This is a genomic window from Bowmanella yangjiangensis, from assembly GCF_017255015.1.
GTDB classification, from domain to species: Bacteria; Pseudomonadota; Gammaproteobacteria; order Enterobacterales; family Alteromonadaceae; genus Bowmanella; species Bowmanella yangjiangensis.
On record NZ_JAFKCS010000003.1, the window covers coordinates 23,210 to 38,003 of the forward strand.

Here is a 14,794-nt window from a genome sequence, read left to right on the forward strand (position 1 = left end):
GAGTAAGAGTTTGATTTTCGATAATAAATACTTTTGAATTGGCATAGTTAGGCTATGCTTGTGTGGTAACTGACGTTGCAGAAGTGCTGACATAGGGCAGGGACGTGAGGAATATTTTTTTCGTGAGAGTTATTGTTGGACTTCTGCTGATGTTGCTATGGCCAGCCCAAGCTATGGCGAGTGATGCGCAAATCATTGTTAATGCAGATGCTCAGGTCGAGAGCCTGTCTCAAGCCCAGTTGCGGCGAATTTTTACTATGCGTCAACGACAGTGGCCAAATGGCTTACTGATCAAAGTTTTTGTCTTACCCAACCAGAACGCCCTTCATCAGCATTTCAGCAAATCGCAGTTGAATATGTTCCCTTATCAGTTGGAACGTCTCTGGAACAAATTAGTGTATTCGGGACTCAGTGAAAGGCCCGTGGAAGTCTATGATGAACAGCAGATGTTGCAATTGGTGGCGCAAACCCCCGGAGCAATTGGCTACATATCAGTGACAGAGAATACCTCCGGAGTTGGGGTCATTAAACTAGCCATTAGCGAGGAAGGCGATGATGAATAAACGCAAGGGCATAGGGAACGTTGTTAGCTTGTGGCTGGGATTAACGCTGGCGTCAACTGTTTGGGCGGACAATGACATTGCCTGGCATGGTTTTTTATCACAAGGCATGATGCAGGCGAGCGACAGTAACTTCGTCAATGATTCAGGTGACGTATCCTTTAAGCTTACCGAAGTTGGGGTTAACCTCTCATATCAAATCTCACCTACCTTGCGCCTGGCTTCTCAAGCGGTGTATCTCAATGGTGGAAATCGCTATCCAGAAGGTGTGAGACTGGACTATCTTTTTCTGGATTGGAACTTATATAGCGCAGAAACCTGGCAGGTTAATCTCAATTTGGGGAGGTTTAAAAACTATCATTGGTTATATTCCTCCACTCGGGACATCCCTCATACCCGACCTTCAATCATACTGCCACAGTCACTTTATTACGATGCGTTCCGAGACTTTGCTAAAGGCAATGATGGTGCTGCTTTATTGGCGCAAGGCGATGGCACCTTTGGTAGTTGGGAATTCAATTGGAGCTATGGTGATACCCCCATTGAGCGGGATCTGACCACAACCTTGCTCGGAGATATGGCCGGAGGAAGGCTGGAGCAGATTTTTGACCATCAAATGAGCTTTTATTTTCAACCTCGTGATTCATTCAGTCAGTTTGGTGTAGCCTTTGTTAATTCTGACTTCAAATATTTGAGTAGCGAACAAGACGCGTTTGTTGATGGTCGGGCTAATACTCGCCGGGTTATCTTTAACTACAAATACAGTGCCGAGTTCTGGGATCTTTCTGCCGAGGCTATTCATGAAAATGTGATTTACCAGAACATGCTATTTCCTGGCTACTATCAGGAGCTTCATTCTCAGGGGGTATATTTTCAGGGACGCTGGTTTGCTAACAGCGATTTAACTTTTCTGGCCAGGCTCGATTTGTTTGACCTGAATAAAAACGACAGAAGTGGCGAGTGGCTGGAGGAGCAAAGTGGTGGCCTGATTCCACATTATTTTGGTTATTCCGACACTTTAACTCTCGGTGTTACCTATCGTTTGGCTGACAACTGGTCGGTACAGGCGGAGGTGCATCGCTTTAAGGGAACTGGGCGTTTATCCCCTGCCGTTTTGCCCGACACCCAAATTAACGACAGAGAGTATTGGAACTTGTGGGCCGTACAATTGATGTATTGGTTCTGATATGCGGCTTTTTATTAGTCTGCCATGGAAAATACTCGGCTTGTTGGCTATTGGATTGGTATTGGGTAGTACATTACTTACCTATAGCTGGTTAGAAAAATTAGATGAGGATTTTGCTAAACAGCAAGAGTATTTGCTGAACAAGGATGGACAGCAATATCAGCTAATCACGGACATGTTACTAAACCGGATGGAGACTCGCCTCGAGTCACTGGTGAGGTTTCGTAGTCTTGATGGGCACAGTAAAGAGCAGGTTGCTAAATTAGTTGAAGAGGAAATCGAACATTTGCAGATGAACTGGCAGGTGGGCGATTTGTGGTTGTTCAGACAAAGCGGGCAGCTGTTATATAGCACCACCCCTAAAGTACCCGGGCATATTCTTCGTGACCGGCAGAAAGTTGCTGATACACAAATGTCTGTTGCCAATATTCGTTGTGATCGTCAATGTGAGCTGTATGTCAGCGTCCCCATATTATTAGATCAGCAAGCCTGGGCAGTGCTTTCATCCAGTGGGTCGCTATTGGAGACCCTTGCCTACCTGAACCAGGCTACAGGTGCAGACTTAGCCTTGCTAAAAGACAGTGGAAGTACAGAAAAAGTATTTAGGAATCTGCAGTTACAGGAACCTCTGGCTTCAAGTAAAAGAACCAAGCTGCAGTATATTCTTAGTCAGGTGCCAGAGACTCTGCCGTTGGATGACATGCTCAGCAACGGTGTCAGGCTGACTCTGGAAGACAGCATGCTATTGCTCAACTTGCTGCCTTTGCAAGAGGAGCAGCAAGACGCTTACTTACTGTTGATGCACGATATCACCGAGTTTAGTCGGGCGCATAAAGCTTATCAGCAACGGGCGCTATGGATTGCTGCACTGGTGTTTGTATTGTTACTGGGATTATTTTTTGCGCTGACGCGTAGCTTCCGTCGTCGTTTGGTGTCGTTAGCAGGCAGCTTACCCTTGCTAGCACAAAAGCGTTATCGCGAGTTTCATGCAACACAGAGTCGTCAACCCAGGATAATAAGTGATGAATTGGAAGTGTTGCAGGAGTCGGCGTTGTCCCTTAGCGCAGAGCTTGAACGTCTCGACATGCAAGTCGAATCTTACACCACAGAATTAGAAAATATTGCGATGTACGACAAACTGACGGGTTTGCCGAGTCGCAACAAACTGACATTTTATCTTACGGAAGCTCTGCCTAAGCTGGCTGAACAGAGCGGTATTCTGTCGGTTTTGTTCCTCGATTTTGATAATTTCCGCAAGATCAATGACAGCCATGGTCATTCGCTGGGCGATGATTTTCTGATTTGTGTTGCACAGGAGCTTACCCGGTGTTTGGAGCCGGGAGATTTTTTATGTCGCTTTGGCGGCGATGAGTTCATTCTGGTTTTGGCGCCAAGGCAAGATGAGCGACAGATCTTGAAAATGGCTGAAGCAATACAGCGACGATTTTGTCATCCGGTATTAGTGAGAAATTTAAGTTTCCATGTATCTGTCAGTATTGGTATTGCCGTAGCGCACGAGCCGGATGCGGTCCCTGAGGAGCTTATTCGTCAGGCTGATATGGCCATGTACCATGCCAAAGACCAGGGGGGCAACCGCCCTTGCTTGTACAATGAACAAATGTACCGGGCACTGACTCGTCGCACCCAATTGGAAGAAGAGGTGCGCGATGCCCTCAACTACGACGAATTCAGCTTTGCCTTGCAACCTCAGATAGAGATTCTGAGCGGGCGGCTGGTGGGGTTTGAGGCGTTGCTGCGTTGGATTCATCCAAAGAAAGGCTTTGTGCCACCAGATGAATTTATCCCATTACTGGAACATACCGAGAGTATGTTGCGAATTGGCTACTGGGGCATACGTCGGGCTTTTGAGATCTTGCAAAGGCTGCGGGAAATTGGTTTGGTGGATTGCAAAATTGCTGTCAACCTGTCCGCAGAGCAAATGCTTGATTCCCGGCTTGCTCCCTATCTAAGTGAACTTCTGGAGGAGTTTGGACCTTACGCTCAGTGGATTGAGTTCGAGCTGACCGAACGTACCTTGGTGATGGACATTGATCATTGTCTGCGTTTAATGCACAGCTTGCGTGAATTGGGTTTTAGTTTTTCTATCGATGACTTCGGTACCGGTTATTCGTCTTTGAGTTACCTGAAAAAAATGCCGGTTGAGGTGATCAAGATTGACCGCAGTTTTGTTGCTGGCATGTTGGATAATCATGCCGATTATCAAATTGTTTCCTCCACTATTGCCATGGTTCACAACTTGGGAATGCGGGTAGTAGCCGAAGGGGTGGAAAACAAAGAACAGTTGAGATGTTTGAATGAACTCGACTGTGAAATTGGTCAGGGCTATCACATTTCTCGCCCCATTATGGAATCGGATTTGTTCCAAATATTGTCAAGCAAAGTGCAGGATGGTATCTGGAAGGGCTTAGGTTACTTATGACAACGTTGTCACGTTAATGGTCTGACCGCACAATTCAATTCCACCTATGTACCTGCCCTGCTCGAGTCTTTTACAATAGTGCTTTGGCACGAAATGTTCTGACGGAGCAAAAAGAATGAATAGTGGTTTTATTGCACACTTGCAACAGCAACTGGATGATGTGCGAGAGCAGGGCCTATACAAAGGCGAACGAGTTATTACATCCCAGCAGCAAGCTGACATCCGCATTAACAGCGGTGAGCAGGTGCTAAACTTCTGTGCCAATAATTATCTCGGATTAGCGAATCACCCCGATTTGATTGAGGCGGCTAAGCAAGGCCTGGACAGTCACGGCTTTGGCATGGCATCGGTACGTTTCATCTGCGGTACGCAGGATATTCATAAACAGCTTGAGCAAAGCATCAGCCAGTTCCTGGGAATGGAAGATACCATCCTTTACTCCTCGTGCTTTGACGCAAATGCCGGTTTGTTTGAAACTTTGTTGGGCGCGGAAGATGCAATTATTTCCGACGCTTTGAACCATGCCAGCATTATCGATGGTGTGCGCTTGTGTAAGGCTAAACGTTATCGCTATGCCAACAACGATATGGCTGAGCTTGAGAAGCAGTTACAGCAGGCTCAGACAGATGGTGCCAGATTTAAGCTGATCGCTACCGACGGTGTATTCTCAATGGATGGTGTGATCGCGAACCTTAAGGCCGTTTGCGACCTGGCAGACAAATATGATGCACTGGTGATGGTGGATGACTCTCACGCAGTCGGCTTTGTGGGAGAGCAGGGCCGTGGTAGCCACGAATACTGTGATGTAATGGGGCGCGTGGATATTATCACTGGTACTTTAGGCAAAGCGCTGGGCGGTGCCTCTGGTGGTTATACCGCTGCTAAAAAGGAGGTGATTGAATGGTTGCGCCAACGTTCACGTCCCTACCTGTTTTCTAACTCTCTGGCGCCGGCCATTGTCTCTGCTTCTATCAAAGTTCTGGAGTTGCTGGCGCAAGGGGGGGCGTTGCGTGAGCGTTTGCGTGAAAACAGCCGGTATTTCCGCCAGCGCATGAGCGCCGCTGGTTTTACCCTGGCGGGAGCGGACCACGCCATTATTCCGGTCATGCTGGGAGATGCCAAACTGGCTGCCCAGATGGCAGAAAAAATGCTTGAAAAAGGTGTGTATGTGGTGGGTTTCTCCTTCCCGGTAGTGCCACAAGGACAAGCCAGAATTCGTACCCAGATGTCCGCTGCGCACAGTCGTGAGCAACTGGACCATGCTATTGACGCCTTTATTGCAGTGGGCAAAGAGTTAGGAGTGATTGCATGAAATCCCTGTCAAAGCTGCATGCCAAACCTGGTATTTGGCTGACCGATACAGATAAGCCCGAGATGGGCCACAATGATTTGCTGATTAAAATCCGCAAAACCGCCATCTGTGGTACTGATATGCATATTTACCACTGGGACGAGTGGTCTCAGAAAACTATTCCTGTGCCTATGGTAGTTGGCCATGAATATGTTGGTGAAGTAGTTGACATGGGGCAGGAAGTTGCCGGCTTTAAAGTGGGTGACCGAGTGTCTGGTGAAGGACATATAACCTGCGGATATTGCCGTAACTGCCGTGCTGGTCGTCGTCACTTATGCCGCAATACCACGGGAGTGGGTGTGAACCGCCCTGGCGCCTTTGCCGAGTATTTGGTGATCCCGGCTTTCAACGCGTTCAAGATTCCGGACAACATTTCCGATGAATTGGCGTCCATTTTCGACCCCTTTGGTAACGCCGTGCATACCGCGCTGTCCTTTGATTTGGTTGGTGAGGATGTGCTGATCACCGGTGCTGGTCCTATTGGCATTATGGCTGCGGCCGTGGCACGTCATGTTGGTGCCCGCCATGTAGTGATTACCGACCTCAATGACTATCGCTTGGAACTGGCGCGTAAGATGGGGGCAACCCGGGCTGTGAATGTCGGTAAGGAAAATCTGGCCGATGTGATGAAAGAGCTGGGCATGACCGAAGGTTTCGATGTTGGCCTGGAGATGTCCGGCGTACCCGCGGCATTCAGAGATATGCTGGCCAAGATGAACCATGGCGGCAAGATTGCTATGCTGGGTATTCCCTCGGGAGAGACCGCTATTGACTGGAACCAAGTCATTTTCAAAGGGCTTATCATCAAAGGTATCTATGGCCGCGAGATGTTTGAAACCTGGTATAAGATGGCCAGTTTGATCCAAAGTGGCTTGGATCTTACGCCTATTATTACCCATAGGTTTAACATTGATGATTTCCAGCAAGGCTTCGACGCAATGGCGTCCGGCCAGTCTGGTAAAGTTGTTTTGAGTTGGTCATAAGATGCAAAACTTTGCCCATATCCAGGCCGAAACCGCACAGCAAATGCTGAGCGACGACAAGGCAATACTGGTCGACATTCGCGATGCTAATTCTTTTCAGGCTGCGCATATTGAAGGCGCCACACACTTGTCAAATGAGTCGCTTAGCCAGTTTATGGCGGCGACAGACAAGGCGCGACCAGTGATTGTTTGTTGCTACCATGGCATTAGTAGCCAACAGGCAGCTCAATTTCTGGTACAGCAAGGCTATCAGCAGGTGTACAGCCTGGATGGTGGTTTTGAAGGGTGGCGCCGTGCTTACCCTTATGTGAGCCAAGGGTAGCCGCTTGCAACTGATCGCCTTCAGTAAGGAAGCGCCAGCTCAGTTGCTGGCGAACTACCTCAATCAGCAGGGGATTGCGGTGCATTACCGTCATACCGGCGAAGAGCATCCGCATAGCTTGGTGTTAGTTGATGAGAGTCAATGGGAGGCGGCCAGGCTCATCACCCAGGACTTTATTCGTGACCCGCGTCAGGCCAAATACCAGCTGGCCGCCTGGCAGCAGGGCGAGGCCGTGCAGTTGCAGCCAGTGGCGCGGCAAATGTCACCGCAATTGCAGATGCTGTTGAAAAGTCCGGTAACCATACTGGTATTGGTGGCGTGCTTGCTTGTCTATCTGGGCAGCTTGATGGGCTGGTTTGGGCCAATACAATACTGGCTGTCCTTTCAATCCCCTGCGTTGCTAAGTGAAAACCATCAGTGGTGGCGGTTACTTGGACCGGCGTTTTTGCATTTCTCCACCATGCATATTGTGTTTAACCTGCTGTGGTGGGCCATGCTGGGTAGTCAGATTGAGAGCAAATTCGGCAGTGTGAATCTGCTGCTGATTTTTGTGGTCACGGCGTTGTTATCTAATTACGCACAATTTCTGCACACCGGCCCAAGTTTTGGTGGCTTGTCCGGGGTAGTCTACGGTGTTATGGGCTTTGTTTGGTGGTGTGGCTGGCTGCGCCCTCAGTGGGGGCTGAGTTTGTCCAAACCCTTAGTGGGATTTATCTTGTTCTGGCTGGCGCTGGGCTATGCCGACTTGCTGTGGGTAAGTGTTGCCAATACGGCGCATACTGTTGGGTTGGTAAGTGGTTGCCTACTGGCTTTGGGTTATTCAAAAATCAGACGCTAGGCTTGCCGAGCAAGCCTGCGTATTCACTTAACCCTGATAAAGGTATTTAGTAAATATAACGTCCTTGATCATTTCTGAGCCAGTTTCCTGTTTCATTAGCTGACGTAGTTTTTGCAGGCAGTCCCGGCGAATTTCTTCCCTACCGGTCAGCGACTTCACCTTTTCTTCTGGCTGCCGACCAAAAATATCGATAGTGGTGGCCCTTAACAGAGGGGCGTGATGCTCGGCGGCTTCAAGAAATGACGCGTCTTCCAACATTAATTCGACGGTTACCCGTACATAGCCTAGATTGCGGCTGCTATTGCTCACGTAGTTGGTGACGATATCCGGCTCTAAGCCGAAATAGGCGTAAGCAGCATGAGACTTCGGTGCCATTATCAAAAGCGGCACAATAATCAGCAATGCATAACATCTTTTGAACATAAGTAGTTGCTTCCAGCGAGTCTCTAGTTGTTTGTATTTTATCAGTAAAATCTTGCTAATCGACAGCCTGATACAGGTATTTTCTGAGACCGGCAGATTTGCCGCTGTCTAAGTGCACAGGTATCATGGTTTCTTTATCGTCTTATCTGCAACGTATCTTGAATTTATCCACCCATTTTCCTTTTACACTGGATACGCGCTGGGAACAGCCGGACACCTTGTCTATACCTGATTTTCATTTGAAAAATTGGTTATTGGACACCAGTTCGCTGACGGAGCGTTTACAAAGTCATTGCAGACAGTTCAGGGTACAACTACTTGGTCAGGCCGTGGCTCCATTGCTGGCCAATGAGAAGTGTCAGATGCAGGGCGTACCTTGTGAAGTCAGAGAAGTGTTGCTCTGTGCTGAAGATCAGCCTTGGGTATTTGCGCGCTCGCTGCTGCCCGTTTCTTTGGTTCTGGAGGGGATGCAAGAGTTAGCGCACTTGGGGGAGCAATCATTGGGCAAAGTCCTGTTCAACAGAAGTGATTGTGTGCGAGAACCTTTTGAAATAACGCGCATTCCGGTTGGACATAATTTGCTTCAAATGTTGCAACTAGACAGTCGCCATGACCTATGGGGGCGACGCTCACGCTTTCGCTATCGCCACTGGCATATGATGGTGGCGGAAATTTTCCTGCCGGGCAGTCCGGCCTATAAACAGTTTGGAGGCTAGGGTGCTGAGTCGGGACAAATTAGGCGCCTATGCGAGGCTAGCCCGCATGGATAAACCCATCGGTACCTATTTGTTGTTGTGGCCCACTTGGTGGGCACTTTGGATGTCGGTGCAGGGCACACCCGATTGGTCTTTGTTGATTATTTTTAGCCTGGGCGTGTTTTTAATGCGCTCGGCAGGATGTGTCATTAATGACTATGCTGACCGTCATGTTGATGGTGAAGTCAAGCGCACCGCACAACGCCCCCTGGTCAGTGGTCAACTCAGTGAGAAAGAGGCTTTGGGCTTTTTTGCCCTGCTAGTTTCGATGTCATTTTTGCTGGTTTTACTATTGAACTGGCAGACTATCCTACTGTCGTTTGCGGCGTTGGCATTGGCTGCCAGCTATCCCTTTATGAAGCGTTACACTAATCTGCCGCAATTTGTTCTGGGGGCCGCATTTAGCTGGGCTATCCCCATGGCCTTTATGGCCAGTCTTGAAACCCTACCTTGGTGGTGCTGGTGGCTGTTTGTGGCCAACCTGCTGTGGACGGTGGCATACGATACCATGTACGCCATGGTGGATCGGGATGATGACGTGCGAATTGGGGTAAAGTCGACCGCCATTTTGTTCGGGCGCCATGACAAGCTGATTATCGGCTTATTGCAGTTGGCTACACTGGCTATTCTTGCCTGGCTTGGTGATTACCTGTCACTTGGTATTTGGTACTTTGCTGGGTGGGTAGTCGCGCTGCTGTTGTCCGGCTACCAACAATGGTTGATAGCCGGACGTGAGCGAGATGCGTGTTTTCGTGCCTTTTTGAACAATCACTATGTGGGGATGGCGCTGACCCTGGGATTGATTCTGGATTTAAGTTTCTAAATGGTGCAACTGGTGTAGGGTTTGCACTATGCCTGAACTGACCAGTGACAACACCAGCTCTTTGAGCGCAGCACTTTGCGCAGTATGTTGCAGGCCACCTTCTTCACTGGCTTTGACCAAGCCATTATCTTTCAACGCGTTGACGAAACTGGCAAATACACCTTTGTCGTAAAACTCAGGCGCATGGATTCCATTGACTGCACTCAGGTGCTCGGCCAGATCCCGGCTTTGCTTTTCCAGGTTGGCACGCGCGATAGACTGCTCTTTTTCAAGCAGGGTCAGCACTATGGCATAGCGTTGCAGTGTTTGCTGTAGCGTATGATTGAGGATGTTCAATGTCACATAAGCTGCGCTGGTACGGGCTGGTTGCATATAGTTGCCATCCAGCTCGACGACTAACCCTACTGATACCATCTGACTCAAAAGCTGGCGAGAATAGGCTAATGCTTCGTCCTGAGACATGTGCATAAACAGCTCGCGTTTCAGCATGGGATAAATAGCCTTGATATAGGCCTCCAGACGAGCCGCTGTTGTGGAATGTTCCGAGAGTATTGTGGCTGCAATCAGGCCGGGCAGGGCAAATAAGTGGAGAATATTGTTACGGTAGTAGGTTTGGGTAATTGCGCGGTAGCTATCCAGCGAAATCACCTTACCAAAGGTATCTTCCTGAACCGTAAATTTCTTCAATGCCAGCGTTTGTGCTAACAGCTGGCTGCCACTTAACTCCGGAATATTACTCAGTGAGCTGTAGGGGGCTTTTCTCAGCATGCTGAGTAACAGCTCCAGACTATCAATAAGATCCTTTTCTGCCATGGCATGATTATCGGCAGCCAGCAAAGTCATAGAGCATAGGGCCATGCCGTTTAAGGCAGCGGCCTGGTTGATGCGACACATTACTTGGTTGGCCAAATGGTTAACTGTGGGGGTTAGCCAGCTGGGTTTTCGCTCTGGATCTGATTGTGCATCCTGACGCCAATCCGGTACACGTTTGTCCAGATAATTGTTCAGTTGGATAGGTTCACCAAAACTGAGGAAACCATGTCCATAGTTTTTTAGCTTCTTGATGGCTGTAAATACCTGACCAAAAGATTCTTTCTGCTTGTTGCTGCCTTTCAGCTCGCTCAGGTAGCTACCCAGCTCCATAACATTCTCATAGCCAAGATAGACAGGTACCAGACTCACTGGGCGTTTAACGCCTTTGAGCAGGGCTTGCAGAGTCATGGCCAGCATGCCGGTTTTGGGTGTCAGCAAACGGCCGGTGCGACTGCGCCCGCCTTCCGGGTAATACTTGACCGGAACACCCCGGTTAAACAAGAACTCAAGATATTCACGAAAGACCGCGGTGTAGAGCTTGTTTCCGGCAAAACTGCGGCGCAGGAAGAAGGCGCCCGCACGACGGAATATCCCCCCAACCGGCCAGAAGTTCAGATTGATGCCAGCTGCAATGTGCGGTGTGGCAAGACCCTCATGGTAGATAACATAGGTAAGCAGCAGGTAGTCCATATGGCTGCGGTGACAGGGCACATAGATAATTTCGTGGCCGTTTTGCGCCAACTCGCGGATACGTGCCGCGTTATGTACTTCGATACCGTTATAAATTTTGTTCCAGACTCGGGTGAGCAGGCGATCGCCCAGACGGATGGTACCCTCACGGTAGTCAGCGGCAATTTCTTTCAGATACTTTTCGGCTTGCTGTTTGGCTTGCTCGGCACTGATCTTCTTACTTTGTTGTTCTTCAGCGATGGCTTCTTTAACGGCACTGGCACCCAGAATCGCATAGTTCAATTGCTGTCGATCTATGCTTTGAGGCCCCGTCATGGATTGAATTCGGCGATGGAAGTGAGTGCGGGCAACGCGAGTCAGCTTATGCGCGATAATTTCGTCGGTGCCTTTCTCCTGAGCCATTCGTTGGGACGATACCGCTCGACTGAAATACACAAAGTTGTCACGGCCGAGAAATAACACAATGAACAATTTACGCAACCAGCTTGGGGAGGCTCTATCTGCTAACAAGTCAGCCCAGCCTGGCTTGGATTTTTCCGGAGCACGACCCCAGAAAATAGAAGCTGGCACAATTTGTACATCCAGCTCGGGGTTATCCCGCTGCATTTTTAGTATGTCAACAAAGTGCTGGGCGATTTTAATACTCTGTATCTTACGGCTAATTAACCCTTGTGGCTCTTCCAGACAAAGGTGCGCAGGGAAGGGCTTGCCATCCAGGAATACTGGCTGCAGAGGATCTGGAAGTCCGCTTTGTTCGGTGGCTTTTTGCAGTGCAATCAAGTCGGTGGCGGAGTGCGTATGCAGCAGATAAATGATGGGCTTATCCCGATTGATACCCAGCTCTTGATGAATATCAGCTGGAATGCTTTTGGTTTTGACCAGTAAGCGGGTTGGGTATTTAAACAGGCTCAGCAGCAACTTGTGCAACCAGAACATCGTGACGGATCCTCAGCTAAAAGTGCGCGAAGCATAGCATTTTCGTGCCTGATTGTCCTTTTCCCGGGCGCTGTTGGTGACAATCTTGCGTTCACATGGGCAAAAGGCTCATGGGAGTTGCTATCCTTGTGTAACTGGATATACTGACAGTAAAACTGTATGGAAAAACAGGCTTATGCGTCCATTAACTCCCAGGCAGGAAGAAGTTCTGCAACTGATAAAAGACACCATGGCTCACACTGGCATGCCACCCACCCGGGCGGAAATTGCCAAACAGCTGGGGTTTCGTTCAGCCAATGCGGCTGAAGAACATCTTAAAGCCTTGTCGCGTAAAGGGGTTATAGACATCCTGCCAGGCACATCCCGAGGCATAAAGCTGAATATTCCATTGGATGCTCAGGAGCTGGATGAAGGGCTGCCGTTAATTGGGCGGGTTGCCGCTGGCGAGCCTATACTGGCGCAGCAGCATGTGGAAACTCACTACAAGGTGGATCCTGATCTGTTTAAACCTAAGGCGGATTTTCTACTCAGGGTTAACGGCATGAGCATGAAGGATATCGGCATTATGGATGGTGATTTATTAGCCGTACACCGAACCTTGGATGTACATAATGGTCAGGTTGTGGTGGCCAGGGTTGATGACGAGGTAACGGTTAAACGTATTGAGCGACGAGGTCGCAGTGAAATACTGTTGCACGCAGAAAATGAAGAATTCGCCCCTATTAAAGTTGATTTGGCCACTCAGCCTTTTTCTATCGAAGGAATTGCTGTGGGTGTGATTCGCAACAGTGACTGGATGTAAGTCAAAAAACACCGACTTCCTCACAACCCGGCAATCGCCGGGTTTTTTATATCCAAAGACGCCGCGAAACCGGAGGTCAGAGCGCTGCGATATCCAAAAGTGGTTCAGTTACTTTTGTAGATTTATTTAATTATTTACCATTCCTTCCTGCTAAACGCCTATTGGCAGGCAGACAAGCCACTAATACCGCCTCATCTTATAAAAATTTCCAGAAATTAACGAGTTAGCTTTTCCCCCTGAAGCTGCCACCTTTGTTTAAAAAATAACCGCTTGACCGTTAATTAGTCAGAAATCACTGGACGGGAAGTAACCAGTTGGGTAATTCTTGTACTGCCTTTAACAAAAAAATAACAACAAGGTGTCATTTTATATCAACCGACACCTTTTTGTTCCGACAGTTTGCTGGCGGAATTTTTACGCTTTGACAGAGGAGACGTCACGTGGCCAGAGGTTTGTTGACCGCAATGCTTGCAACCTTGCTGAGTGCCGGCGCTATGGCGCAGCCCTCTCAGCTAAATCTGCGCAAAGGGGTTACCGATATCAGTTCGCAGGTCTACGACCTGCATATGACCATTTTCTATATTTGTGTCGTTATCGGCATTGTGGTGTTCGGTGCCATGTTTATTGCACTGGTTTTTCATCGCAAATCCCGGGGGGTTAAGCCAGCTAACTTTCATGAAAGCGTGAAGGTGGAAGTAGCCTGGACTGTGGCGCCTTTTCTGATTCTGATTGCCATTGCTGTTCCTGCCGCGAATACCCTGATTGCCATGGAGGATACCAGCAAGGCCGACGTGACTGTGTTGGTTACCGGGTCACAATGGAAATGGCACTACAAGTATATGGAAAACGATGTTGAATATTACTCTGTGCTGGCTACGCAGCCGGAGCAGATTCGTAACAAATTCAATAAAGGTGAAAACTACCTCCTGGAGGTGGATAAGCCGTTGGTAATACCCACCGACAAAAAAGTGCGTTTTCTGGTGACCTCCGATGATGTAATTCATTCTTGGTGGGTGCCTGACTTTGCGGTTAAAAAAGATGCCAACCCCGGTTTTATTAACGAAGCCTGGACCAGGGTTAATCAACCTGGCATCTATCGTGGTCAGTGCGCGGAACTGTGCGGTAAAGATCACGGTTTTATGCCGGTCGTGGTTGTCGCCAAAGCCCCTGCTGAGTATGACGCCTGGATCGCTGAGCAGGAAGCAATTCAGCGTAAAGCCAAAGAGGAAGAGCAGAAACTCTTGGCCATGAATATGGACATGACAGAGTTGATGGATCTTGGTGGCAAAGTTTATCAAAGCAGTTGCGCTGCATGCCATATGCCTAATGGTGAAGGTCTTCCGGGGGTGTTTCCTGGATTAAAAGGTAGCCCTATCGCAACCGGCGATGTGGCTAAGCACATAGATGTAGTTGTGCATGGGGTGTCTGGAACTGCTATGCAATCATTTGGCAAGCAACTCAGTCTTAAGGAACTGGCAGCGGTAATTACCTTTGAACGCAATGCGTGGGGTAACAACACCGGCGAAACCGTGCAGGCCAAAGACGTCAACGCTGTCCTGACAGGCAAATAGGAGAATTATGATGAGCACTGCCGCAGAACATCTGCATCACGACGAACATCATGACCATAAGCCATCCGGTATTAAGCGCTGGCTGTACACCACAAACCACAAGGACATAGGCACATTATATCTTTGGTTTGCCTTTATCATGTTCCTGATTGGCGGCGCCATGGCGATGGTGATCCGCGCCGAGCTATTCCAACCCGGTTTGCAGCTGGTGGATCCCAACTTCTTCAATCAGATGACCACAGTGCACGGCCTGATCATGGTCTTTGGTGCGGTTATGCCAGCGTTTACCGGTCTGGCTAAC

Annotated in this window: 14 protein-coding genes; 12 read left to right on the forward strand and 2 right to left on the reverse strand. The window is 48.9% G+C overall.

Going from position 1 to position 14,794, the window contains the following annotated elements; all coding sequences use genetic code 11:
• The first annotated feature begins 122 nt into the window (after positions 1-122).
• From J0A65_RS04530 to glpG, 7 genes are all read left to right on the forward strand, one after another.
• Positions 123-563 (forward strand): hypothetical protein, encoded by a 441-nt coding sequence (locus tag J0A65_RS04530; protein ID WP_206592947.1) that lies wholly within the window; start codon positions 123-125, stop codon positions 561-563.
• The gene (locus tag J0A65_RS04535) at positions 556-1,746 is read left to right on the forward strand and encodes a TonB-dependent receptor (protein WP_206592948.1); all 1,191 of its coding nucleotides are present in this window, start codon (positions 556-558) and stop codon (positions 1,744-1,746) included. The genes J0A65_RS04530 and J0A65_RS04535 overlap by 8 nt, the downstream gene beginning before the upstream one ends.
• A gap of 1 nt (position 1,747) precedes the next feature.
• Entirely contained in the window at positions 1,748-4,186 is a 2,439-nt protein-coding gene (locus J0A65_RS04540) for a putative bifunctional diguanylate cyclase/phosphodiesterase (RefSeq protein ID WP_206592949.1), read from the forward strand.
• A 115-nt stretch (positions 4,187-4,301) separates the two neighbouring features.
• On the forward strand, positions 4,302-5,498 hold the full coding sequence (gene kbl, locus J0A65_RS04545; protein WP_206592950.1) for a glycine C-acetyltransferase: 1,197 nt from the start codon (positions 4,302-4,304) through the stop codon (positions 5,496-5,498).
• The gene (gene tdh / locus J0A65_RS04550; RefSeq protein ID WP_206592951.1) at positions 5,495-6,520 is read left to right on the forward strand and encodes an L-threonine 3-dehydrogenase; all 1,026 of its coding nucleotides are present in this window, start codon (positions 5,495-5,497) and stop codon (positions 6,518-6,520) included. The genes kbl and tdh overlap by 4 nt, the downstream gene beginning before the upstream one ends.
• A gap of 1 nt (position 6,521) precedes the next feature.
• On the forward strand, positions 6,522-6,842 hold the full coding sequence (gene glpE, locus J0A65_RS04555; RefSeq protein ID WP_206592952.1) for a thiosulfate sulfurtransferase GlpE: 321 nt from the start codon (positions 6,522-6,524) through the stop codon (positions 6,840-6,842).
• Positions 6,843-6,846: 4 nt separating this feature from the next.
• Positions 6,847-7,680 carry a rhomboid family intramembrane serine protease GlpG gene (gene glpG / locus J0A65_RS04560; RefSeq protein WP_206592953.1) on the forward strand — a complete coding sequence of 278 codons (834 nt, stop codon included), beginning with the start codon at positions 6,847-6,849 and terminating at the stop codon, positions 7,678-7,680.
• Between the two features lie 27 nt (positions 7,681-7,707).
• Here glpG and J0A65_RS04565 read toward each other — a convergent pair whose 3' ends face one another.
• Entirely contained in the window at positions 7,708-8,055 is a 348-nt protein-coding gene (locus tag J0A65_RS04565; RefSeq protein WP_232848797.1) for a flagellar basal body-associated protein FliL, read from the reverse strand.
• 173 nt (positions 8,056-8,228) lie between these two features.
• On the opposite strand from J0A65_RS04565, the gene J0A65_RS04570 reads away from it, so the two are divergent.
• Entirely contained in the window at positions 8,229-8,819 is a 591-nt protein-coding gene (locus J0A65_RS04570) for a chorismate--pyruvate lyase family protein (RefSeq protein ID WP_206592955.1), read from the forward strand.
• A 46-nt stretch (positions 8,820-8,865) separates the two neighbouring features.
• Positions 8,866-9,681: a 4-hydroxybenzoate octaprenyltransferase gene (gene ubiA, locus J0A65_RS04575; protein WP_232849748.1), complete on the forward strand. Its 816-nt coding sequence runs from the start codon at positions 8,866-8,868 to the stop codon at positions 9,679-9,681.
• Here ubiA and plsB read toward each other — a convergent pair.
• Positions 9,670-12,120, reverse strand: a complete 2,451-nt coding sequence (plsB, locus tag J0A65_RS04580; RefSeq protein WP_206592957.1) for a glycerol-3-phosphate 1-O-acyltransferase PlsB — start codon at positions 12,118-12,120, stop codon at positions 9,670-9,672. The genes ubiA and plsB overlap by 12 nt on opposite strands.
• A 175-nt stretch (positions 12,121-12,295) precedes the next feature.
• On the opposite strand from plsB, the gene lexA reads away from it, so the two are divergent.
• From lexA to J0A65_RS27275, 3 genes are all read left to right on the forward strand, one after another.
• On the forward strand, positions 12,296-12,922 hold the full coding sequence (lexA, locus tag J0A65_RS04585; RefSeq protein ID WP_206592958.1) for a transcriptional repressor LexA: 627 nt from the start codon (positions 12,296-12,298) through the stop codon (positions 12,920-12,922).
• Between the two features lie 464 nt (positions 12,923-13,386).
• The gene (gene coxB / locus J0A65_RS04590) at positions 13,387-14,493 is read left to right on the forward strand and encodes a cytochrome c oxidase subunit II (RefSeq protein ID WP_206593189.1); all 1,107 of its coding nucleotides are present in this window, start codon (positions 13,387-13,389) and stop codon (positions 14,491-14,493) included.
• A gap of 10 nt (positions 14,494-14,503) precedes the next feature.
• Positions 14,504-14,794 (forward strand): cbb3-type cytochrome c oxidase subunit I (locus J0A65_RS27275; RefSeq protein WP_232849749.1); only part of this gene is annotated, 291 nt, incomplete at its 3' end.